The sequence below is a fragment of the Providencia alcalifaciens genome, assembly GCF_020271745.1.
Lineage (GTDB): Bacteria > Pseudomonadota > Gammaproteobacteria > Enterobacterales > Enterobacteriaceae > Providencia > Providencia alcalifaciens_B.
Map to the genome: position 1 here is coordinate 3,464,702 of NZ_CP084296.1, position 24,414 is coordinate 3,489,115.

Consider the following 24,414-nt stretch of genomic DNA (forward strand, 5'->3'; position numbering starts at 1 on the left):
AAAATAGAATATATCGATAAAATAAAGGGCGCTATTTGCGCCCTTTTGCTTAGATAATAAATTAAAATCTATATAAAGATTAAAATGCAGGAACTGAAACAAATTCTTGCAGTTTTTCACCATCTAAATAATGTCCCAACTCTTTTTCTTCAGGCCGCAATAAATAAGGAATTTCACCCAATAATGGCGCATCAATATGTTGTTGCATACGCTGGATAATTTGAGCGTAATGTGCCAAGCCTGGGTTGATTCTATTGGCTAACCAACCGACTAACGGTAAACCATCAGCTCGAATAGCTTCAGCTGTCAATAATGCATGATTGACACACCCATGCTGAATGCCGACGACTAAGATCACGCCAACAGATTGTTTTTTCAACCAGTCGGCATAAAAAGTATTATCATCAAGAAGATAACGCCATCCACCATTACCTTCGATAACGACTATGTCGCTTTGCTCGTGAAGGTGATCTAACCCTTTATTGATTTTATTAAAATCAATACTGTTTTCATGGCTGTAATTATCACCAAGTCTGACAGGGTTAACTTCATCATACGAGACGAGATCTTGCGAAACACGATGAATAAGAAGTGCATCCTTATTGCGCTTCCCTTCCGGTGTATCGATACATTGATCTGCAATAGGTTTGTACCCTACTGCTTTAATACCTTGATTATTAAGTGCTTGTAATATTGCTAGTGTCGATACCGTCTTCCCGACATCTGTATCTGTCCCGGTAATAAATAGATTGTTCATGGTTGTTCTATCCTGAAGTGACAGACTAAGGTCAGCAAAATGCTATAAAAATGATATGAATTCAGTTTATGGGAATGGAGAAATGATAAGTTTGCGTTAGCTCAATTTTGTGTAAGATAATGAGAAGTTTATCAAATTGTATTAGCCTTGCAGTAATTGCAACAACAGCGAGCCATCATAAAGTGCATTTTGGATTAATGCCGTTTCACTCTCTTTAATTAAACTTATTGATTTATCAAGTATTAATTTATTACTGTAAAGTGGATTCCCATATAATGAGATAAAATATTGTAGGCGAGTAAGCCAGTAATTTTTCTCATCAGTTAAAGGAGAATTAACTAAAATCAATTCGGTTCCAAATAAATTAATCATCATTGCTAATGGGTAAGCGAGTCGTTTGGCTACTATATCGAGTAATAAAATACATAATGGGTCATTTTCTATTGCACCTCGACTAATTGTATTAATATCGACACTTTCTTTATGCAAAATAGATGTAGGATAATCTGCAAGTAATTCCTTTGCTTGCTGAATAATCGCCGGAATAGATATCTTAGTTTCTAAGCAGTCTGTTCCACCACAATAGCAAGATTGTGGTTGTTCTGAATCAGTTAGAGTATGTGCAAATAATATAGGCTGACGAGTTATTGAATCCAGTGAATAGCCGTGATTCAGCACCGCGATATTAACCACATCTTGAATCTGTAGATAAATAATATTTTTTTGTGGTCGAGATTCTGAATGTTTGAGGTGGTCGCCGATAGCCAAAGCATTAACTGGCGGATGAAGATAGACAGGCAGGCCTGTTTTTTCTGTCAGCATTTTGCCGATTGCCAATTGGTGAATATGATAGTCAGGCAACCTATAAATAATTCCAGAGTAAGAGTCTAAGAGACCATCTAATAAGATGCTGATCGCCGTGACTCTTTCTAAGTGAGAGGCGTTTTCTTCGAAAAACAGACCAATCAGTTCCGATAACCGATCACTAAATTGTTGATTACCTTTTACATCAAAAGGATAGCACTGTTCTGTGAGAGTTTTAGCATTAATTTCTTTTAACGAAATAATGGCATGTTGTTGTTCAATTCGAATGGCTAAAAATTGCCAACCTTCACTTTCAATGACTAACCCTACGGCTGGTCGCCCTCTTAGCCCTAATACTGGAAATTCACGTTCCTGTATTAAGTGAGCATCCATCAGTTCACGGGTAATTTTGGTGATACTCGCAGGGGCCAATTGAGACTGTTTTGATAACGCAATACGGGAAATTGGACCATGTTGTGCAATAATTCGGTACACAAGCCCAGTATTTAATTGCTTGATTTGGTCGGTATTCCCCGTTTGGTTTATCATCTTAACACTCAGAAATCGTTATAAATTATGATTGATTATGCCTGATATAAATGAAAACTCGGCTACATTTACATATAAAACGTGATGTAAATCTCGTTAATCATTTCAAATTCTACGACTTATACGCCCACAATACTTATATACCCACAATATTGTGCAGCAGTAACTCAGTCAGTTTTTTAGCCGCAGCAGGCGGCGTTCGTCGCGTATTGTAGACTAACCAGACCTCTGAAGTAGCTTGAATATTCGCGAGTTTTAGATATCTCACACCATCAATCTTCATTCGCGTAAAAGATTCAGTGATGATGGAAATCCCCATCCCAGCAGATACTAAGCCTAAAATGGTCATGGCTTCCCCCGCTTCTTGGGAAATCGTAGGAACCACCCCTTCGGAGGATAATAATTGGTTTATCTCATCATACAGTGCCGTTCCCACTTCCCGTTCAAAGAAAACTAACGGGTAAGCCGCAAGCTGCTTAATATCAACACCACTTTCTTCAAAAGCCAGTAAGGGATGCCCTTCATAAACCGCAACCATAAAAGGCTCTTTAAACAATAATTGATAGTCCAATTGTTCAGGTAATATTGTATTGCGCATGATGCCAATGTCTATGCGCCCGGTCACTAAAGGTGGGATTTGCTGCTTCGTATTCATTTGATGCATATGAATAGAAACATCAGGGTACGCTTCACGGTATTGGCGCAGGCTCATGGTCACTTTGTGCATAAATGGCGTTGTTGACGTAAAGCCAATCGACAATTCGCCAAGTTCCCCTTTTTCCATACGAGCCGCTTTGGTCGCTGCAGCATCGACCTGCCCTAAAATTTGGTGTGCTTCTTTGAGAAACATCGCACCGGCTGGCGTTAAGGCGACATTGCGGTTATTGCGCTCTAACAATTTCGCATTCACCATTTCTTCAAGTGCCTGTATTTGTTGACTTAGTGGCGGTTGAGACATGTGCAAGCGCTCAGCCGCACGCCCAAAATGTAGCTCTTCAGCAACAGCAATAAAATAACGTAGGTGGCGTAATTCTATGTTCATTTGATTGATATCTTAAAAGTATCATTGTGTATTATTAATATATTAGACAAAAAAATAGAAAGTTTCTATTCTTTGATCGAAATCAAGTCCGTTAGTCGTCAAGGAATTTACATGGAACAGCAGTCAAACAGCCTCTCAACGAGCCAACCTCTACAAGGAAAACAAGCCAAAACCTTGACCAATGCAGACCCGAAAAAACACTACATTCAACGGGACGATGCGCTGTATCTGCGTGTCACTCTGTCATTTTTTACTGTGGGCTTTGCAACATTTGCGTTGCTGTACTTTGTACAACCTATTCTGCCGATGCTATCAGCGGACTTTAATATTTCCCCGGCGACTGCCAGTTTATCACTCTCTTTAAGTACGGGATTAATGGCCTTGGGGTTACTGATCACCGGCCCTATTTCCGATGCTATTGGTCGTAAAAATGTGATGGTCATTTCCCTGACTTGTGCGGCACTTTTTACACTAATGAGCTCCATAATGGAAAGTTGGCAAGGGATTTTGATCGCCCGTGCATTAGTGGGATTATCTCTTAGTGGTGTAGCGGCCGTCGCGATGACCTATTTGAGTGAAGAAATTCATCCGAGCTATGTTGCACTGTCGATGGGCTTATATATCAGTGGTAACTCTATTGGGGGAATGAGTGGACGTTTAATGACCGGAGTGATTGCCGATTTTTATTCATGGCGAGTCGCAGTTGTTATTTTAGGCTCATTAGCATTGTTAGCGGCGATTGGATTCTGGCGCTTATTACCGCCTTCTCAACACTTTCGCGCAAGCTCACTGAAACCTAAAAATCTTTGGGTTAACTTACACTTACATCTACGCGATACGGGGCTGCCCTGGTTATTTATTGAGGGCTTTATCTTGATGGGTGGCTTCGTCACCATGTATAACTACATTGGATACCGCTTACTTGAATCACCTTATAATTTTAGTCAGTCTGTCGTAGGATTTTTATCTGTTATTTATTTAACAGGAACTTACAGTGCGACAAAAACAGGGAGTTTGACCCAGAAACATGGATTTGGACAAATTTTAATTGCTGCCATTGCGATGATGTTAATCGGCGTAATTTTGACGTTACACGGTAATATTTGGATCATTTTATTAGGCATGACAGTATTGACCACCGGATTCTTCGCCGCACATTCCGTTGCAAGTAGCTGGGTGGGACGTCGAGCTAAACGGGCAAGAGGACAAGCATCTTCGCTCTATTTGTTTAGCTACTATGCGGGTTCCAGTATTGCCGGTACATTAGGCGGCTTTTTCTGGTCGGCATATGGTTGGAATGGCGTCGCGTTATTTATTGCGGCTCTTCTACTGGCCGGTGTAGGTATCGCTTATAAGTTAAAAACAAAATGTTAGTGGCTTATAAATTACCGAATAATCCAATAAGTTAACTGCTACCAAAGGTTAGAATTCACATCCTCATCATAGTTAATAGAAAATATATAAATTAATCAATGATGAGGAGCTTCAATGAAAAAATTATTATTATTTCCTTTATTACTTTGCTATAGCTACTTTGCCCTGCCTCATGGCTATATCGAGTACCCCGCAAGTCGAGCCTACTTGTGTAAATTGCAAACCAATAAAAACTGTGGTGCTATTCAGTACGAACCTCAATCTGTTGAAGGATTGAAAGGTTTTCCTCAAAAAGGACCTGTTGATGGTAAAATTGCCAGTGCGGGTATTGCGGCTTTTTCGTCCATCGATGTTCAGAATCCTTTTCGCTGGACGCGCATGTTAATAGAAACGCCTGATTTTGATTTTTTCTGGCGCTTAACGGCGATCCACAAAACGACGAAATGGGAATATTTTATTACGCGAGAAGATTGGAATCCCAGTGAGCCATTAACCCGAGCGCAATTTGAATTAACGCCATTTTGTAAATACGAAAAAGTGGAGACGCCAGCGAGTTTAGTGCAACACAGTTGCAGGCTCCCAAAAAATTATCAAGGCTACCATATTATTTTGGGTGTCTGGACCATAAATGATACGGCTAATGCATTTTATCAAGTGATTGATATTGAAATAGATTATAAGCAATAACAGCAAGATAAATCCATGATGGGATAGTATAATACCCTGCCTCGCTATCCCGTAATTTCCTGATTAAGCAAGTTGATAAACACAGTTGTTAATGTTAGTTTTATTTATCTGGCAATAGAATGTTGTAACTAAACATAAGGTTGTATATCTCAAATGTCCAAACAACAATTAATTAGCTCATTCAATCTATTAGAGTCGAATATTAATCTGCTATGCCAATTGCTTCAGGCTCAAAAAGATGTCAATGCGGCCGTATTTAGTTTACCGGAAACCCTTAAAGGGGACGAAAACAATGAAGTCAATTCTATCTTTGTGGATAAACATGTGGGGCACGATGCAATTACCCAAACAATAGAGCTGTTTAAGCTTTTGTTTATTCATAAAAAATCAGAATCGGTTAGTAATAAAACCGCGATACGTTTACCTGGAGCAATTTGTTTAGCCCCCTCTTATGCTGAATATAAACAATTTCAACAGCTAATCGCCGATATCAACCAATTAAAAATAGACATTAAGCAAATCGTAACCAATGTTGATGAAGCTCATCGGTTTGAATTTATAAGAGAAAGCTTGCATGGACTACTTACGCTGAATACCTATCGAACCCTCACCTCTGTTGTCGACCCCGATACCATTCGTTTTGGGTGGGCAAATAAGAAAGTGATCAATAAAGTGACTCCAGAAGAGATGCTCAACCGCTTACAAGCCAGTTTAGAAAGCGGAAGAACACCAGCTCATTTACAGCGCGAACATTGGCAGTTGCAGTTAGAAACTGAGATCCAGTTAATTCGCTCCCTTCCCCATGATTGCATTCTAAAAACACAGCGTCCGGTAAAAGTTCAACCTATCGCCCGAGTTTGGGACAAAGAAACTCAGAAGCAAACGCAATATCCTTGTGCGACGCCGATATTGGTTTTTGCTGTCGATAAAACATTAGGTGATATAAAACTGGGTGAGCTGGCGGATTATCATCAAGACAATATCGCACTGCGTAATCGTCCAAAAGCAAAACCTGTTGAATTACTGATACCGCGCTTAAATCTGTATATAGAGCGATAAAAAAGCCCCTGTGCTATTTCTAGTACAGGGGCTGAAAATCTTATCTTAGATAAAGATAATTACGATTTCATGCTACCAACCATATCTTCTGGACGAACCCATTCATCAAATTGAGCTTCAGTTAAGTAGTTCAATTTCAGTGCAGATTCTTTCAGAGTCAGGCCTTCTTTGTGCGCTTTCTTCGCAATTTCAGCAGCTTTGTCGTAACCGATATGGGTATTTAGCGCAGTCACCAGCATCAGAGATTCGTGCAGTAATTTCTCAATACGCTCACGGTTTGGTTCGATACCTTCCGCACAGTGTTCGTTGAAGCTACGCATACCATCTGCTAATAAACGAATAGATTGTAAGAAATTATCGATAACCATTGGACGGAATACGTTCAATTCAAAGTTACCAGAAGCCCCACCAATGTTAACTGCCACATCGTTACCCATTACTTGAGCACACAGCATGGTTAATGCTTCGCACTGAGTTGGGTTAACTTTGCCTGGCATGATTGAGCTGCCTGGTTCGTTTTCAGGAATCGAGATTTCGCCGATACCACAACGAGGACCTGATGCTAACCATCTAACATCGTTAGCAATCTTCATTAAAGAAGCCGCTAAGCCTTTTAATGCACCGTGTGCGTGAACTAATGCGTCACACGTTGCTAATGCTTCAAATTTATTCGGTGAAGTCACAAACGGTTGACCCGTTAATTCTGCAATTTTCTTCGCAACACGAACCGCGTATTCAGGGTGAGTATTTAACCCTGTACCGACTGCAGTACCACCTAATGCAAGCTCGCAAACATGCGGCACTGCATTTTCAATATGTTTTTCATTGTGGGCTAACATAGCAGCCCAGCCTGAAATTTCCTGACCTAATGTTAATGGCGTTGCATCTTGTAAATGCGTACGACCGATCTTAACAATATCTTTGAATTCTTTTGCTTTCGCATCGAGGGTTTTATGCAGAACTTTCAGTTCTGGTAGCAAATGTTCACGCATCGCGACAACGGCCGCCACGTGCATTGCTGTTGGGAAGACGTCGTTAGAGCTTTGGCTCTTGTTCACATCGTCATTTGGGTGGATCAGACGGTCGTTACCGCGCTGTCCGCCGAGGATTTCGCTACCGCGGTTAGCAAGTACCTCATTCATGTTCATGTTACTTTGAGTACCAGAACCGGTTTGCCAGATAGCGAGAGGGAATTCTGTTGGATGCTTGCCAGCAAGGACTTCGTCTGCCGCAGCGATAATCGCATCACCGCGATCTTTTGGCAGTAAACCTAAATCCATGTTCACGCTTGCGGCCGCTTTTTTAGTGACAGCTAAAGCGTGGATCAGAGCAACAGGCATTTTCTCTACAGAGATACGGAAATGTTCTAAAGAACGCTGCGTTTGCGCGCCCCACAAGTGGTCAGCAGGTACTTCAATTGGTCCCATTGAGTCTTTTTCAATGCGAGTGGCTGCCATTACTAGCTCCTTAGGTACATATTCAGAATAATTAATTTTAGAATCATCTGCTTGCAGGTAAGCAAATAACCGAGCAGTATAATGCCACAAATTGAATTTCAATTATGAGACTTGGTCGAGCTTATTGTGCTGTAGTAAAAAGGAAATTAGTTGATTTTTGCAAAAAGAGAGTTTTGATATGCTAAAAATGATAAACCAAATCCAACACTATGATTGGGGAAGTAAAACAGCCCTCAATGAACTGTATGGTTATCCTAATCCGGATAATTTACCTATGGCTGAACTTTGGATGGGTGCTCACCCCAAAGCCAGTTCTGAGGTCATATCCCCCTTAACACATCAGAAAATCTCGTTAAATGCCTTCATTAAAGAAAACCCAGAGAAAATACTGAGTAAACATATTGCCGAGCATTTTGGTCGCCTGCCTTATTTATTTAAAGTGCTGTGTGCTGCACAGCCTCTATCTGTTCAGGTTCATCCAAATAAGCATGATGCAGAAATAGGATTTGCTAAAGAAAATGCGCAAGGGATCCCTTTAGATTCTCCTATACGTAATTATAAAGATGATAATCATAAACCCGAGTTGATTTATGCATTAACCCCTTTTAAAGCAATGAATGCATTTCGTCCTATAGATGAAATTGCCGAATTATTTAGCTTTATTGCAGCCGCGCACCCTGAAATTCAACTTTTCGTTCAAACACCAAGCGAAGAACGACTTAAAAAATTATTTGCACAGATTCTTAATCTGACTGGCGAACAAAAAAATCTTGCTATAGGGGTATTAAAAGCTGCATTAAATAGCAAACAAGGTGAGCCTTGGAATTCAATTAAACAAATGGTGAACTTATATCCAGACGATAGTGGTTTATTTACACCTTTAATGCTAAATATCGTTGAATTACAGCCAGGTGACGCCATGTTTTTAGCAGCTAGAACGCCTCACGCCTATTTAGAAGGTGTCGGGTTAGAAGTGATGGCTAATTCAGATAACGTCTTACGAGCGGGATTAACCAGTAAACATATCGATGTTCAAGAACTGATTGATAATATTGATTTTAAATCAATTAACGCTGAGGATTTGTTCAATATCCCCGAAAAATCTGGAAATGTCTGGAAATATAAGATCCCAGTAGAAGATTTTTCATTTAATATATATTCTATTGACTGCTCTGGCTTATCCATAACTAATCATGTTGCTTCAATTTTGTTTTGTATTGAAGGCAAGTTAGTATTGCGATCAGGTAATCAAGAAATAAACATGAATTCTGGTGAATCTGTTTTCTTACCTGCTTATGAGGATAACATTTCTATTAAAGGAAATGGTCAATTAGCCCGAGTATTTAATTTTTAGGTCGTATTCTGTATTTAGCCGTTGGTACACACAGCCAAACGGGTAATAAAAACTTATATTATTTTTACATAAGTACGTTTTGTACGTACTGAAAGGATGGATGTTGATAATGAAAAAGTCATTAGTTGCGGTAGGTGTTATCGTTGCTCTGGGCGCAGTATGGACTGGTGCATCATGGTACACAGGTTCAAAAGTTGAAGCTGAACTGAATAAAGTGATTACGAATTCCAATGCGTTTATCACCGCTAACAATCCAAGTGCTGATGTTGTCTTTAAATTAGAGAACTACAAACGTGGTGTTTTCTCTTCTCAAGCTGACATCGTCATTACTTCAACCACTTCTGCTGACGAAAACATCGTCTTTAACGCGGATATTTCACACGGTCCACTGCCATTATCTCAAGTGGCTAAATTCAACCTGATGCCAAAACTGGGCGCAGTGAATGTTGAATTAGCGAACACTAATGCAACTAAAGAGCTGTTTGAAGCGACTAAAGGCAAGCCATTCATGCATGGTTCTGCGGTTATCGGCTACAGCAAAAACGTAGATTCTAGCATTGAGCTGATCCCACTTGAGTACACAAAAGATGACGGTAAGTTCTCTTTCAGTGGCGCTAAGTTTGATATCGCAACAGGTTCTGATTTAAGCACCATTGATGCAACTTTAGTAACTGATAGCTTAGTTATTAGCAGCACCAAGGAAGAAGGCTCTATCACTATGAAAGGCCTGAAGCTGGTTTCTAACGTAACGAAATCTCAGCACGGCTTTTATACTGGTACTCAATCTTTCGTGATCGCAGATACCGATGTTAACATCCCTGAAACTAAGTTTTCGTTCAAAAACCTAGACGTTTCAAGTGATACTTCTATCAACGGTGATGATGTTAAAGGTAACATTTCTTACAAAATCAGCGATGTAAAAGCTTTAGAGCAAAACTTAGGTTCTGGTGAGCTGACTGTTGCTATCGAAAAATTAGATGCAAAAGCATTAGGTAAATTTGTTGAGCAATACAACCAAGCACTGGCTGATGGCTTAGCAACAGGCAACCCAGGTGAAGTTAGCGAAAAAATCGCAATGCAGATGATGACCACGACTCTGCCAGAGCTGATGAAAAGCAAGCCGGTGCTCACTATGAGCCCGTTCTACTGGAAAAACGATGCAGGTCAAAGTTCTATCGACCTGAGCATCACATTCAACAAGTGGAATCAAGACGAAATCACAGCGTTGGCAATGCAAAACAAAGTGGATGAAGCGTTCAAACAACTGATCACTTCTTTTGACTTCAGCATGAAACTGAACAAGCCAATGGTCATTGAGTCAATGACTCAAGCGATGATCTTAGATGGCGGCGTTGCAGCATCAGCAGAAGACAAGAAAGCGGTTCAAGAGCAAGTTTCTGAAGAGTTCGCAGGCGTTCAACAAATGCTGACTGCAGATATGTTCTCTAACCCGTTTGAAGAAATGTTCATGACTGATGAACAACGCGCAGAAAAAGCGAAAGAGAAAAAACACCCTTGGATGATCGACAGCGAAAACGATTTAACCATGACTGTTAAATTCTCTGGTAATGACCTGACCTTCAACGACGACAAATATACCTTAGCTGAATTCTTAATTAAGATGAAAATGATGCCGGGCGCAGAAGATGAAATGGGTTACGAAGAAGAAGCACAACCTGCTGATGGTGCAGAAATTGCAGAACCTGCAATTGAAGCAGAACAACCAGCAGAAGCGCCAGCTGCACAGTAATTGATTATTAAGATAATTTTTTCTTAAGATAAATTACGTAAACGCCAGTCACTCCGACTGGCGTTTTTCTTTTTATCACCCTCTTTTTCATTGATTTTTACTCAATTACAGACAAAATGGATGCAATATATCTATAAGGATCATTTATCGTGATAAACAAACAACTCCCACTCACGGATTTACATCGCCACCTTGATGGCAATATTCGCCCTGAAACCATCCTTTCCCTTGCACAACAACATCATATTCAGCTTCCCGCAGATGAAATTGAAGCATTACGCCCTCACGTTCAAATTATGGGACAAGAAGCCGATTTAGTAGGTTTTCTGACTAAACTGGATTGGGGAGTTGCTGTTCTTGCGGATTTAGATGCTTGTAAGCGCGTTGCATTTGAAAACGTGGAAGATGCATTCAACGCAGGCATCGATTATGCAGAGTTGCGTTTCTCCCCTTACTATATGGCCATGAAGCACCAACTTCCTGTTGAAGGTGTTGTTGGCGCAGTTATTGATGGCATTGCCGCTGGCTGCCGCCAATATGATATCCAAGTCAATTTGATTGGTATTTTAAGCCGTACATTTGGACAGCAAGCTTGCGCCATAGAATTAGACGGTCTTCTCGCTCATCGAGATAAACTGTGTGCTCTCGATTTAGCCGGCGATGAGTTAGGATTCCCTGGCGCCCTATTTGAAGAGCATTTTACCAAAGCACGTAATACAGGGCTCAATATCACTGTTCATGCAGGTGAAGCCGCTGGCGCAGCCAGTATTTGGCATGCGATCAAGCATTTAGGTGCTCAGCGTATTGGTCATGGCGTAAAAGCCATTGAAGACCCAGAATTGATTGAGTTTTTAGCAAAAAATAACATTGGTATTGAAAGCTGCTTAACTTCAAACATTCAAACCAGCACCGTTCCTTCACTGGTTCAGCACCCATTGAAAACATTTTTATCCCACGGCGTATTGGCATCAATTAATACCGATGACCCTGCTGTTCAAGGTATCGAGCTACCCTACGAATATAATGTTGCTGCACCGCAAGCGGGCCTAACACCGGCGGAAATTGAGCAAGCCCAACGTAATGGTTTAACCATGGCATTCCTCTCAGATAGCGAAAAAGCCGCATTGACGCGTAAAGCTGCGAATCGATAACTCCCGTTATAACCTACCCTGCGTTATAACCACTCTTAGGGCAGAGATCCTTTCTGCCCTATTGAGCCCTTCAATATTTCCAATGTTCTCTATTGCTAATGCGGTTAGAGTATTAAACCTATTTGTATGTTGTAACTAAATTGGCATATTGATAAAGGCAGCCACCGCTGCCTCATCGTGTTCATTACTGTTTTTCTAATCGTTTGGCATATTTCTGGGCTATCACTGCACACACCATTAATTGGATTTGATGAAAAATCATTAATGGTAGCAAAATAATCCCTACCGTTGCCGCGGGGAATAAAACGTTCGCCATGGGGACGCCGTTTGCTAAACTCTTTTTAGAGCCACAGAACAGAATGGTAATTTCATCTTCTTTACTGAATCCAAGAAGGCGCGCTGACATCACGTTAATCACCATCACCATCACTAACACGACGCAAGAAACTAATGTAATGATAAACAATGAATAAGCATCGATAGTTTGCCAGATCCCCTCCACAACCGCTTCACTGAACGCCACGTAAACCACAAGAAGAATCGATGAGCGGTCAGTGGTATTAACCAATCTTTTATGTCGATTGATCCAGTTGGCGATTAACGGGCGACATAGATGCCCGACAATAAACGGCACCATTAATTGCAACATAATTGAGCCAATCGCGTTCAAAGTGTCCATGGCTTGGCTGCCGTCGGTATCCATTAATACCCCCACCAAAACGGGTGAGAGGAAAACCCCTAGAATGCTGGATGCCGAAGCGCTGCAAATCGCAGCGGCAACGTTGCCCCCTGCAACCGAGGTAAATGCAATCGCTGATTGTACGGTTGCCGGCAATGCACATAAATAGAGAAACCCCATATACACCGTCGGTGACATCCAATGAGGCACCATAAAGCGTAACGCGATACCAATAATGGGAAAGAGAATAAAAGTACTGGCAAATACCAGTAAATGAAGCCGCCAGTGCCCCATCCCTGCGACGATAGATTCTCGGGATAACTTAGCACCATGCATAAAAAACAGTAGCGCGATTGCCGCTGTGGTTAGATGCTGAAAAACGGTTTTGACTTCCCCTTCACATGGGAAAATACTGGCGATGACAACCACGCCAATCATGATCAACAAAAAAGAGTCTATTTTAAGTTTTGCTAATAAATTCATTCGATTTTCCACAAATAAAAAGCCAGTATGAACTGGCAATATGTTGCTGACAAAGAGGGATAAAAGCGTGGTTTTTCCCTCTTTGTGTTATCAGGTGAAAATCAATGAATTGATTTTCCTCGTTGATTATTGCAACTAAAAATAGCCATTCTCAAACCAATTAGGTTTGAAAATTGTCTAAAGCCAGGTTTCACACTGGCTTTATCTTCAACGTTGAACCTTAGAAAATATTTTCGATGGTACGTTTTTCTTTCGCTGATTGCATACCGGCTTCAATCAATTTCATAATATCGATGGCTTCACTTGGCGTCACTGGATTTGGTTTACCGAGACGGATAGCGCCATGAATGGCTTCATAATAGCCGCCATAGTTGCCTTTCTCATTGTTCCACGGCTTCGTTATCATCTCATCATCTTGTGACAGGGTCACAACACCATGGTTCGGATCTTCCCCCCAATGCTCTCCTTGCGGAATAGCACCGCTTTTTAACGCATCTTCTTGAGTATCCAGACCATATTTCACGTAACTGCCCTTCATTCCATGAATGGTATAGATTGGCATTGGCGCAGCGGCAAGCGTTGTTGAGTGTAGAACCACTTTTTTATCTGCGTAATCCAGCATTGCATGGAAATAATCCACCGCTTGCGCACCTGGGCGAATAATACCAAGATCCACCGTAATCCCTTTTGGCTTGCCAAAATATTGCAGTACTTGGTCAATAACGTGCGGTCCTAAATCGTACCAAATCCCTGCACCTGGAATATTGGCTTCACGCCAGCGTTGTCTAACCACAGGACGAAAACGGTCAAAATGAGATTCATAATATTTAATCTCACCTAAACAGCCATCTTGCAGGATTTTTTTCACGGTCCGATAACCAGAATCCCAGCGGCGATTATGATAAACCGATAGCAATTTACCTGATTTTTCAGCTCGTTGCTGTAGGTCTTCGGCTTCTTTAACATCGAGTGTAAAGGGTTTATCGACAACCACATGCTTACCCGCCGCTAGCGCTTTACAGGCTAATGGGTAGTGAGTGTCATTTGGGGTTGGGATCACCACCAGTTCAATTTCATCATCCGCGAACAGTTCTTCCGGTGTTCCAACCACCTTAACATTAGGATGGTCGGCATGAACTTTGCTGGCATCGCTACTGGAGATTGTAGTTAGTTCAAACTCTTCTAACATGGCTAAAAATGGGGCATGGAAAGTTTTGCTGGCATAACCGTACCCGACAATCCCAACTTTAATTGGTTTGGACATGTTGACCTCACATTAGTGGCATATTTTGCTATTTTAAAAAAGTACCATCAGAATGAATCAATTAGCAAATAAATCTATGATAGGATTATTATTTATCTGTACTATTTAGTGATAATGGATCCCTTATTTATGACTTCTGTTTATAACGCAGGCCGCATTACTGGCTGGCTATTAGTCCCTGCTAGCTATTTACTGCTGACATTATTTGCTGCTTGCAGCATGACCGTGATGTACTGCATTAAGTTTTATGAAATTGTGACCACCGTTGAAAATTGGAGTAGTTTCATTACTCCTCAGTGGTATTTATCATTCGCTATTAGCCTCGCTATGTCACTGTTTAGCGTGCATGTAGCGCAATTGATGTTTAAACGCTCTCGCCACTTCCCCCGTCGTTTTACTATCTGGCTATTAGCATTAATGTTAATCGGGCTAAAAACCTTCGCCTTTTCCCCGATTGATGACCAAGCAGCCTTGCAAATCCTTGCATGGCCACTCTTAGGGGCTGCTTTTTTCGTCCCATATATGAAAATTTCTAAACGTGTGAAAATGACTTTCACACAAGATCGATAAGCATCACAAAAATAGCTTTGATATCATAGCCTCCGTTAAACTGACTGCGGTCAGTTTTTGGGCTTTTTTCTCTCTTCAGGCTATGACATGACCGACTATCTTCTACTTTTTATTGGGACAGTGTTAGTCAACAACTTTGTCCTCGTTAAATTCTTGGGATTATGCCCATTTATGGGCGTATCAAAAAAACTAGAAACTGCCATTGGGATGGGGTTTGCGACAACGTTCGTTATGACTCTCGCCTCTATCTCTTCGTGGCTAATCGATACGTTGATCTTAATCCCACTGGATCTAGTCTATCTGCGCACACTGAGCTTTATCCTTGTGATTGCTGTCGTTGTGCAATTTACCGAAATGGTTGTGAGAAAAACCAGCCCAACGTTATACCGCTTATTGGGGATCTTTTTACCGCTGATCACCACTAACTGCGCGGTTCTTGGGGTGGCTTTATTGAATATCAACCAATCCCATAATTTCTTGCAATCTGCGGTTTATGGCTTTAGTGCCGCCGTCGGATTCTCTTTTGTGATGGTGCTTTTCGCCGCTATTCGCGAGCGTTTGGCCGTCGCAAATGTCCCAGCGCCTTTTAAAGGTTCGTCAATTGGCCTGATCACGGCAGGGTTAATGTCCCTCGCATTTATGGGCTTTAGTGGTTTGGTGAAATTCTAATGATGTCTTTGTGGATTGCGATTGGCATATTAGCCGTTTTCGGGCTGATCTTTGGTCTGATCTTAGGCTATGCCTCACTACGTTTTAAAGTTGAAGAAGACCCGATTGTTGAAAAACTGGATGCGATTTTACCGCAAAGCCAGTGTGGCCAGTGCAGTTATCCGGGGTGTCGTCCCTATGCTGAAGCCGTCGCCAATAACGGTGAGATGATTAACAAATGCGCCCCTGGCGGCGAGCAAGTGATGCTCAAAATAGCTGAATTGATGAACGTAGATCCTCAGCCTATTGATGGCGATGAAGAGGCACAAAACCCTGTTCGTAAAGTGGCGGTCATCGATGAAGAAAACTGTATTGGTTGCACCAAATGTATTCAAGCTTGCCCTGTGGATGCCATTGTCGGCGCCACTCGTGCTATGCATACTGTGATTGAAGATTTGTGTACAGGCTGTGACCTGTGTGTAGCCCCTTGCCCTACGGATTGTATTGAGATGGTACCGGTTAAAACCACAACCGCTAACTGGAAATGGGATTTAAACACCATCCCAGTTAAAAACATTACGGATACACCTCTTTCTTCAGTTAAAGAGGGCTCCCATGTTTAATTTATTTAAGTGGTTGAAAAAAGATAATGTTTGGGACTTCGATGGTGGTATTCACCCGCCAGAGATGAAACTACAATCCAGCCAAACGCCTATGCGAGTCGCCTCCGTCCCTGACGAATTGATTATTCCGTTGCAACAGCATTTAGGACCTGAGGGTGAACTGATTGTTAAGGTTGGTGACACTGTCCTTAAAGGGCAACCGCTCACCAAAGGTACTGGCCGCACAGTACCCGTCCACGCCTCAACATCAGGAACCATTATTGCCATTGAGCCTATGGTTACCGCTCACCCTTCAGGGTTAAAAGAGCTGTGTGTCAAAATTAAATCTGATGGTTTAGATACTTGGGTCCCCTTACAGCCTGAGCCTAATTTCCAGCAACTTTCACGTGCCGATTTGCTCAATAAGATTGAGCAATCAGGGATCGCAGGTTTAGGGGGCGCAGGTTTCCCAACAGCCTCTAAACTCGCAGGCGGTAAAGATGCCATTAAAACGTTGATCATCAATGCTGCCGAGTGCGAGCCATACATCACCGCAGATGACCGTTTAATGCAAGAACACGCCCAAGAAGTCATCGAAGGTTGTCGCGTTTTACAACATTTACTCAATCCAGACCAAGTACTGATTGGCATTGAAGATAATAAACCCGAAGCCATCAATGCGTTAAAGCGTGCTCTTACACCAATGGATACACAGATTTTTGTGCGGGTGATCCCAACCAAATACCCATCGGGTGGTGCGAAACAACTCACAAAAATCTTAACTGGAAAAGAAGTCCCTTCTGGCGCACGTTCTTCCCAAATTGGCGTACTAATGCAGAACGTTGGTACCGTCGTTGCCATTAAACGTGCGGTGATTGATGGTCAGCCACTGATTGAACGTGTCGTGACAGTGACGGGTGAAGCTATTAAGCAGCCTGGTAATTTCTGGGCGCGTCTAGGCACTCCAGTTAAGCACCTGCTTCAACAATCCGGTTTTGAACCTGAAAATGAACAAATGGTGATTATGGGTGGCCCATTGATGGGCTTTACGCTGCCGGATCTGAATGTACCTGTGGTGAAAATATGTAACTGTTTATTGGTGCCTACCCAAGAAGAAATGGGTAAAAAACCAACCGAAGAAGCCTGCATTCGTTGCGGTTTATGTGTTGATGCCTGCCCTGCTGGATTACTGCCCCAGCAATTATATTGGTTCAGTAAAGGCGACGAACACGAAAAAGCGCAGAAACATAACCTGTTTGATTGCATTGAGTGTGGCGCTTGCGCTTATGTTTGCCCAAGTAATATTCCATTGGTGCAATATTATCGCCAAGAAAAAGCCGAAATTCGCGAGATAGACCAAGAGGAACGTCGTTCCGCAGAAGCAAAATTGCGCTTTGAAGCTAAACAACAACGAATGGAACGCGAAAAACTTGCCCGTGAAGAGCGCCATAAAAAAGCGGCTGTTCAAGTGGATACCGCAGATAAAGATGCGGTTAATGCGGCGCTGGCTCGAGTTAAAGCGAAGAAAGCATCAACCTCTGAGCCAATAAAAATTATTTCGGGTGAATTGCCGGATAATAGCGCCGTTATTGCAGCAAGAGAAGCGCGCAAAGCCCAAGCTCGTGCTAAACAAGCGCAAAAAGTCGCAGAACAAACCCAATCTGGCAACCCAGAAATTACAGACGGCGCTGAGGGAGATGACCCACGCAAAGCTGCCGTCGCCGCTGCCATTGCTCGTGCAAAAGCCAAGAAAGCCGCTGCGCAACAAACTTCAGAGCCTGTCGTTGAAGCACCTGTTGAAACCGCTGAGGAAATCGACCCGCGTAAAGCTGCCGTTGCTGCTGCCATTGCCCGTGCTAAAGCTAAAAAAGCGGCTGCGCAACAGACTTCAGAGCCTGTTATTGAAGCTTCAGTTGAAGCCGCTGAGGAAATCGACCCGCGCAAAGCTGCCGTCGCTGCTGCCATTGCCCGTGCTAAAGCTAAAAAAGCGGCTGCGCAACAAGCTACAGAACAACAATCCGCTGAGCCTGTTATTGAAGCGACAGTTGAAGCCGCTGAGGAAATCGACCCGCGTAAAGCTGCCGTTGCTGCTGCCATTGCCCGTGCAAAAGCTAAAAAAGCGGCTGCGCAACAAGCGACAGAACAACAATCCGCTGAGCCTGTTATTGAAGCGACAGTTGAAGCCGCTGAGGAAATCGACCCGCGCAAAGCTGCCGTTGCTGCTGCCATTGCCCGTGCAAAAGCCAAGAAAGCGGCCGCACAACAAGCTTCAGAGCCTGTTGTTGAAGCACCTGTTGAAACCGCTGAAGAAGTCGACCCACGCAAAGCTGCCGTTGCCGCTGCGATTGCTCGCGCAAAAGCCAAAAAAGCCGCGGCACAGCAAGCGACAGAACAACAATCCGCTGAGCCTGTTATTGAAGCGACAGTTGAAACTGCTGAAGAAGTCGACCCACGTAAAGCTGCCGTTGCTGCTGCGATTGCCCGAGTTAAGGCAAAGAAAGCGGCTGCTCAGCGATCTACAGAACCTCAATCAAACGAACAAACCACCACAGAGTAAGTGATAAACAGATGAAATTTAGACCGCTTGATAACAAAGCACGCCGTTTAAAAATTGCTAGCGCCCCATTTACTCATGATAACCAAAGTACCAGTCAGGTCATGTTTTGGGTTCTGCTTGCCGCTATCCCCGGCATTGCGGTACAAACCTATTTTTTTGGTGTTGGAACCTTATACCAAATTGCCATTGCGATGGCCACGGCCGCAGTAACGGAAGCTATCTCCATCCGCTTACGCCAGCAGCCTGTACTGCCTGTTTTGAAAGATAATTCTGCAATTGTGACGGCATTATTACTCGGTGTAAGTTTACCGCCATTATCTCCTTGGTGGCTGATTGTATTGGGCACTGTATTTGCCATTATTATTGCTAAGCAATGTTACGGGGGCTTGGGGCAGAATCCATTTAACCCTGCCATGGTCGGTTATGTGGTATTGCTGATTTCGTTCCCAGTACAAATGACCAACTGGTTGCCACCTCAAGAATTGCAACAGCTGCACATTTCAGGTTTTGATAGCTTGATGGTGATCTTTAGCGGGCATACCTCGACGGGAATAACACTGGATCAATTACGTACCGGTATTGATGGTATGAGCCAAGCGACCCCGTTGGATAGCTTTAAAACGGGCTTACTCACGCATTCCATTTCCGATGTACTACAGCAACCTATTTTACAAGGCTCTTTAGCCGGTATCGGCTGGCAGTGGGTGAACCTTGCCTATCTGGCAGGCGGATTAATTATGTTAAGCCGCCGCATTATTAGCTGGCATATTCCCGTCGCATTTATTGGGACACTTGCCCTTCTTGCTGTGGTTAGCTGGTTAATTGACGATAGCCGCTATTCTCCACCATTAGTCCAATTATTGTCGGGTGCGACTATGTTGGGTGCATTCTTTATTGCCACCGACCCAGTGACTGCCTCAACCACACCAAAAGGGCGAATTATTTTTGGTGTATTAATTGGCTTTTTAGTGTGGGTGATCCGCGTTTATGGTGGGTATCCTGATGCCGTCGCCTTTGCTGTCTTACTTGCCAACATCACCGTACCGTTAATCGACCACTATACGCAGCCTCGCGCGTATGGGCATAAGTAAGGAGCCTGCATGTTAAATACAATGCGCCGTCATGGCACAATATTGGCTCTGTTCGCTGCGGGTACAACTGCACTGAGTGCCGCGGTATATACGCTGACGAAAGATACTATCGCAGAGCAAGCCGCCATTGTGCAGAAAAAATTGCTCGACCAAGTCGTGCCTGAATCGTTATATGATAATGAACTCGCCAAAGAGTGCTATCTGGTCACCAATGAAGCTATACTAGGAAATAAACTCCCTCGACATCTGTATATTGCCCGCAAAGATGGTCAGCCTGTTGCTGCCGCTTTAGAAAGCACAGCTCCCGATGGTTATTCCGGCGCAATCCATTTGTTAGTCGGTGCAGATTTTAACGGCAATGTTTTGGGCGTACGAGTCACAGAACATCATGAAACACCGGGACTTGGAGATAAAATCGAAACCCGTATTTCTGATTGGATCACCCATTTTACGGGCAAAAAAATCGAATCTGCGCAAGACCCTCATTGGGCAGTGAAAAAAGATGGCGGTGATTTTGACCAATTTACGGGGGCCACCATTACCCCTCGAGCTGTCGTCAATGCCACAAAACGTACCGCTGCATTTATCCAAACGGTACCTGAAGAATTAGCAAATTACCCAATTTGTGGGGATGAATAATGAGTAGCGAAACGAAAGAATTATTTGCACAAGGGTTATGGAAAAATAACTCTGCATTAGTACAACTACTGGGTTTATGCCCATTATTGGCGGTATCATCTACAGCGACTAACGCATTAGGTCTTGGGCTAGCAACAACCCTCGTTCTCGTCTGCACTAACGTCGCGGTATCCGCATTTCGTCGCTGGGTTCCTGCTGAAATCCGCATTCCCATCTACGTGATGATAATCGCCTCCGTGGTAAGCGCCGTACAAATGTTGATCAACGCCTATGCGTTTGGTTTGTATGAATCGCTGGGGATCTTTATTCCGCTTATTGTGACAAACTGTATCGTGATTGGCCGCGCAGAAGCTTATGCTTCTCGCAATCCCGTTCCTTTATCTGCCGTCGATGGTTTGGCGATGGGGTTAGGTGCAACGGCCGCATTGTTTGTACTGGGTGCTATGCGTGAAATTCTCGGTAACGGCACTTTGTTCGATGGCGCTGACCTACTGTTAGGTTCATGGGCGAAATCGTTACGGGTGGAAGTCTTACACCTTGACTCCCCCTTTTTACTCGCTATGCTGCCACCGGGCGCGTTTATTGGCTTAGCATTGATGCTAGCCGGTAAATACCTTATTGATGAAAAAATGAAAAAGCGCGCAGCGCTAAAATCAGGTCAACAACCTGCTCGTGACTACCAAAAAGAACAAGGTTGTGGCACTCATATTTCTTAAATTTGAAGCTTTGTGAGCAATGAATAAAACTAAACGAATCGAAATTCTCACTCGCCTGCGCGATAACAATCCTCATCCGACAACGGAGCTAGCATTTAGCTCCCCTTTTGAATTACTGATTTCGGTGCTGCTGTCTGCGCAAGCCACCGATGTCAGCGTCAACAAAGCGACGGCAAAACTTTATCCGGTCGCCAATACGCCAGAGCAAATGGTCGCACTCGGCGTTGATGGCATCAAAGAGTATATTAAAACCATTGGGTTATTTAATACTAAAGCCGAAAGCGTCTATAAAACCTGCCAGATCCTGATTGAAAAGCATCATAGCCAAGTCCCTGAAAACCGCGAGGCATTGGAAGCCTTACCGGGTGTTGGGCGTAAAACGGCAAATGTTGTGCTCAATACCGCCTTTGGCTGGCCGACCATTGCCGTCGATACCCATATCTTCCGCGTGTGTAATCGCACTAAGTTTGCTCCCGGTAAAGATGTTGTGGAAGTCGAGGAAAAACTATTAAAAGTGGTTCCTGCTGAATTTAAAGTCGACTGCCACCACTGGTTTATTCTCCATGGCCGTTATACATGCATCGCCCGCAAACCGCGCTGTGGATCTTGCATCATTGAAGATCTTTGCGAGTTTAAAGATAAAATTTACCCTGAAAATTAATCAACTTAGCCCAAGATGCGAATTTCCATACAGTTCTAAAGTCATTCGCATTTTTTTCTTGCTCTAAGACTTTGTCTTACGCAACAATAGAGCCAAACTCAACATCAAATAAACGGTAAGTATGTTTCAAGACAACCCATTATTAGCGCAACTCAAACAAACGTTGCATGCCAAAACACCTCGCGTCGAAGGTCTGGTGAAAAGCACTGAAAAAGGCTTTGGTTTTTTAGAAGTCGATGGACAAAAAAGCTATTTCATTCCACCGCCGCAAATGAAGAAAGTGATGCACGGGGATAGAATTTCTGCCGCTGTTCATACGGATAAAGACCGTGAATTTGCCGAGCCTGAAGAGCTTATCGAGCCATTCCTTAACCGTTTTGTGGGTAAAATTCAGAAGAAAGATAACGACAATCGCCTGTTCGTTATTCCCGATCACCCACTGCTAAAAGATGCTATCTCTTGTCGCCCAATCAATGGTATCACTCATGAATTTAAGCAAGGCGATTGGGTTGTTGCAGAAATGCGTCGTCATCCATTAAAAGGCGACAAAGGTTTCTACGCAGAAATTACAGAATATATTACCTTCGGTGATGACCATTTCGCGCCGTGGTGGGTAACGTTACGCCGTCACCAATTAGATCGCGCTGAGCCTGTCATGGTTGAGAGTGAACGTGATGATGAAGGCTTAGAACGTCTTGATTTAACTGACCTTCACTTTGTCACCATCGACAGTGCAAGCACTGAGGATATGGATGACGCGCTGTATATCGAGAAAACGGCGGAAGGTAACCTGAAGCTATATATCGCGATTGCCGACCCAACCAGTTATATCAAAGAAGGCAGTGAGTTGGATAAACTGGCATTAGCCCGTTCATTCACTAACTACCTGCCAGGCTTCAACATTCCAATGCTGCCTCGCCAACTGTCTGATGATTTATGTTCCCTGCGTCCAAATGCTCGTCGCCCTGCTCTGGTTTGTGTTACGCAGATCCTGCAAGACGGTACCATTGATAGCAATATTGAGTTTTTCAGTGCGTGGGTTGAATCTAAAACTAAGTTAGTTTATGACGAAGTTTCTGATTGGTTAGAAGAAACAGGTTCTTGGAAACCACAATCTGACGCTGATACTCAGCAAATCCTACTATTAAAAGAGATGGCCGACAAACGCTTACAATGGCGCCATGATAATGCCTTAGTCTTCAAAGATAGACCGGATTACCGTTTCGTTTTAGACGAAAATGGCAACGTGGTGGATATCGTCTCAGAAAGCCGTCGTACCGCAAACCGCATTGTTGAAGAAGCGATGATCACAGCCAACTTATGTGCGGCTAACGTGCTGAAAAACAAATTAGGTTTCGGTGTGTTTAACGTCCATATGGGCTTTGAGCCTCTGCAAATCGAGCAAGTGGTTCAGACCTTGAAAGATAATGGCATCGAAGCAAAAGGCGAAGAGTTATTAACCCTTGAAGGTTTCCGTCAATTACGCCGCCTCTTGGATTCACAGCCGACTCAATTCTTAGACAGCCGTATTCGTCGCTTCCAAACCTTTGCGGAAGTAAAAGCGGATCCGGGTCCTCACTTTGGTCTAGGCTTTGACGCGTATGCCACATGGACATCGCCAATTCGTAAATACACCGATATCGTCAACCACCGTTTGCTAAAATCGATTATTGCGGGCGCACCAACACCGGAAAAACCAACTGAAGAGTTATCTCTTAAGCTGGCAGAACGTCGCCGTGCTAACCGTATGGCTGAGCGTGATGTGGGTGATTGGTTATATTCCCGCTATCTGAAACCGTTTGAAGGTACTGATACTAAGTTCCCTGCGGAAATTATCGATATTACTCGCGGTGGTGTGCGTGTGCGTTTAGTGGATAACGGCGCCGTTGCCTTTATTCCTGCGCCATTCCTGCACAGTGTTCGTGATGAAATTCAGTGCAGCCAAGAGACCGGTAGCGTGCTGATCAAAGGCGAAAAAGCCTATCAATTAAACGATATTATTGATGTCAATATCGCTGAAGTGCGTATGGAAACCCGTAATATCGTGGCTCGCCCAGCCGCGTAATCATTCTCCATTTCGTATCAAAAAGGCCATTACTTAAGAGTAATGGCCTTTTTTATCTGGTCAAAATACATTCAAAATAAACAGGTTAGCATTTAATGTTAAACATCTAACGTTTCTTGACATATCTTTCTGATTATTCCGATCCGCCTATCCTTTTTTCATGATATTTTAATTCAGCTATATGCTGATACGTAATTATCATTATAAAAAATAAGTTGGAGTAAACATCATGAAACGCATCCTCTCTTTTGTCATTATCGCAACGGTGGCTCTGGGCCTAAGTGCTTGTTCAAATATGTCAAAACAGAATAAAAACACAGCGATTGGAGCAACTGTCGGTGCTGTTGGAGGCGCAATATTAACGGATGGAAGCGCTCTGGGCACAGTAGGTGGCGCGGCTATCGGCGGGATTATTGGACATCAAGTGAAGAAGTAAATTTAACACACACTTTAAT

General features: G+C 43.1%; 22 protein-coding genes. 16 read left to right on the plus strand and 6 right to left on the minus strand.

Going from position 1 to position 24,414, the window contains the following annotated elements; all coding sequences use genetic code 11:
* Positions 1-79: 79 nt before the first annotated feature.
* From bioD to LDO51_RS15940, 3 genes are all read right to left on the minus strand, one after another.
* Entirely contained in the window at positions 80-757 is a 678-nt protein-coding gene (gene bioD, locus LDO51_RS15930) for a dethiobiotin synthase (protein ID WP_225575358.1), read from the minus strand.
* 141 nt (positions 758-898) lie between these two features.
* Complete coding sequence (locus LDO51_RS15935; protein ID WP_225575359.1) at positions 899-2,110, minus strand: ROK family protein; 1,212 nt, start codon at positions 2,108-2,110, stop codon at positions 899-901.
* Between the two features lie 136 nt (positions 2,111-2,246).
* Positions 2,247-3,152 carry a LysR family transcriptional regulator gene (locus LDO51_RS15940; RefSeq protein ID WP_225575360.1) on the minus strand — a complete coding sequence of 302 codons (906 nt, stop codon included), beginning with the start codon at positions 3,150-3,152 and terminating at the stop codon, positions 2,247-2,249.
* 111 nt (positions 3,153-3,263) lie between these two features.
* Here LDO51_RS15940 and LDO51_RS15945 point away from each other — a divergent pair, with 111 nt between their 5' ends.
* The 3 genes from LDO51_RS15945 to tus all read left to right on the plus strand — a co-directional run bounded on the left by LDO51_RS15945 (position 3,264) and on the right by tus (position 6,272).
* Positions 3,264-4,526 carry an MFS transporter gene (locus LDO51_RS15945; protein WP_225575361.1) on the plus strand — a complete coding sequence of 421 codons (1,263 nt, stop codon included), beginning with the start codon at positions 3,264-3,266 and terminating at the stop codon, positions 4,524-4,526.
* Between the two features lie 114 nt (positions 4,527-4,640).
* Positions 4,641-5,213, plus strand: coding sequence for a lytic polysaccharide monooxygenase (locus LDO51_RS15950; protein ID WP_225575362.1), 573 nt, complete (start codon positions 4,641-4,643; stop codon positions 5,211-5,213).
* Positions 5,214-5,366: 153 nt separating this feature from the next.
* The gene (gene tus / locus LDO51_RS15955; RefSeq protein ID WP_225575363.1) at positions 5,367-6,272 is read left to right on the plus strand and encodes a DNA replication terminus site-binding protein; all 906 of its coding nucleotides are present in this window, start codon (positions 5,367-5,369) and stop codon (positions 6,270-6,272) included.
* Positions 6,273-6,331: 59 nt separating this feature from the next.
* On the opposite strand, the gene fumC is transcribed toward tus, so the two are convergent.
* Positions 6,332-7,729, minus strand: coding sequence for a class II fumarate hydratase (fumC, locus tag LDO51_RS15960; protein WP_036947899.1), 1,398 nt, complete (start codon positions 7,727-7,729; stop codon positions 6,332-6,334).
* A gap of 178 nt (positions 7,730-7,907) precedes the next feature.
* Here fumC and manA point away from each other — a divergent pair, with 178 nt between their 5' ends.
* The 3 genes from manA (at position 7,908) to add (ending at position 11,984) form a co-directional block, all read left to right on the plus strand.
* Positions 7,908-9,083 carry a mannose-6-phosphate isomerase gene (gene manA / locus LDO51_RS15965; RefSeq protein ID WP_225577292.1) on the plus strand — a complete coding sequence of 392 codons (1,176 nt, stop codon included), beginning with the start codon at positions 7,908-7,910 and terminating at the stop codon, positions 9,081-9,083.
* 109 nt (positions 9,084-9,192) lie between these two features.
* Positions 9,193-10,833, plus strand: coding sequence for a YdgA family protein (locus tag LDO51_RS15970; RefSeq protein WP_225575364.1), 1,641 nt, complete (start codon positions 9,193-9,195; stop codon positions 10,831-10,833).
* A 149-nt stretch (positions 10,834-10,982) separates the two neighbouring features.
* On the plus strand, positions 10,983-11,984 hold the full coding sequence (gene add, locus LDO51_RS15975; RefSeq protein ID WP_225575365.1) for an adenosine deaminase: 1,002 nt from the start codon (positions 10,983-10,985) through the stop codon (positions 11,982-11,984).
* A 184-nt stretch (positions 11,985-12,168) separates the two neighbouring features.
* Here the strand turns inward: add and LDO51_RS15980 are convergent, their stop codons facing one another.
* Positions 12,169-13,146 (minus strand): bile acid:sodium symporter family protein, encoded by a 978-nt coding sequence (locus tag LDO51_RS15980; RefSeq protein WP_225575366.1) that lies wholly within the window; start codon positions 13,144-13,146, stop codon positions 12,169-12,171.
* 220 nt (positions 13,147-13,366) lie between these two features.
* Positions 13,367-14,410 (minus strand): oxidoreductase, encoded by a 1,044-nt coding sequence (locus LDO51_RS15985; protein WP_225575367.1) that lies wholly within the window; start codon positions 14,408-14,410, stop codon positions 13,367-13,369.
* Positions 14,411-14,539: 129 nt separating this feature from the next.
* Here LDO51_RS15985 and LDO51_RS15990 point away from each other — a divergent pair, with 129 nt between their 5' ends.
* From LDO51_RS15990 to osmB, 10 genes are all read left to right on the plus strand, one after another.
* On the plus strand, positions 14,540-14,980 hold the full coding sequence (locus tag LDO51_RS15990) for a DUF2569 domain-containing protein (protein ID WP_225575368.1): 441 nt from the start codon (positions 14,540-14,542) through the stop codon (positions 14,978-14,980).
* Positions 14,981-15,067: 87 nt separating this feature from the next.
* A complete protein-coding gene (gene rsxA / locus LDO51_RS15995; RefSeq protein ID WP_036952315.1) occupies positions 15,068-15,649 on the plus strand; it encodes an electron transport complex subunit RsxA in 582 nt (193 codons plus the stop codon).
* Complete coding sequence (rsxB, locus tag LDO51_RS16000) at positions 15,649-16,251, plus strand: electron transport complex subunit RsxB (protein WP_225575369.1); 603 nt, start codon at positions 15,649-15,651, stop codon at positions 16,249-16,251. The genes rsxA and rsxB overlap by 1 nt, the downstream gene beginning before the upstream one ends.
* Complete coding sequence (rsxC, locus tag LDO51_RS16005; protein WP_225575370.1) at positions 16,244-18,787, plus strand: electron transport complex subunit RsxC; 2,544 nt, start codon at positions 16,244-16,246, stop codon at positions 18,785-18,787. The genes rsxB and rsxC overlap by 8 nt, the downstream gene beginning before the upstream one ends.
* A gap of 11 nt (positions 18,788-18,798) precedes the next feature.
* The gene (gene rsxD, locus LDO51_RS16010; protein ID WP_225575371.1) at positions 18,799-19,878 is read left to right on the plus strand and encodes an electron transport complex subunit RsxD; all 1,080 of its coding nucleotides are present in this window, start codon (positions 18,799-18,801) and stop codon (positions 19,876-19,878) included.
* Between the two features lie 9 nt (positions 19,879-19,887).
* Positions 19,888-20,517, plus strand: a complete 630-nt coding sequence (gene rsxG / locus LDO51_RS16015; protein WP_225575372.1) for an electron transport complex subunit RsxG — start codon at positions 19,888-19,890, stop codon at positions 20,515-20,517.
* Positions 20,517-21,233, plus strand: coding sequence for an electron transport complex subunit E (locus LDO51_RS16020; RefSeq protein WP_225575373.1), 717 nt, complete (start codon positions 20,517-20,519; stop codon positions 21,231-21,233). The genes rsxG and LDO51_RS16020 overlap by 1 nt, the downstream gene beginning before the upstream one ends.
* Positions 21,234-21,252: 19 nt before the next feature.
* On the plus strand, positions 21,253-21,894 hold the full coding sequence (gene nth, locus LDO51_RS16025) for an endonuclease III (protein WP_225575374.1): 642 nt from the start codon (positions 21,253-21,255) through the stop codon (positions 21,892-21,894).
* A 121-nt stretch (positions 21,895-22,015) separates the two neighbouring features.
* Positions 22,016-23,959, plus strand: a complete 1,944-nt coding sequence (locus LDO51_RS16030) for an exoribonuclease II (RefSeq protein WP_225575375.1) — start codon at positions 22,016-22,018, stop codon at positions 23,957-23,959.
* A 229-nt stretch (positions 23,960-24,188) separates the two neighbouring features.
* The gene (gene osmB / locus LDO51_RS16035) at positions 24,189-24,395 is read left to right on the plus strand and encodes an osmotically-inducible lipoprotein OsmB (RefSeq protein WP_006659769.1); all 207 of its coding nucleotides are present in this window, start codon (positions 24,189-24,191) and stop codon (positions 24,393-24,395) included.
* The last annotated feature ends 19 nt before the right edge of the window (positions 24,396-24,414 follow it).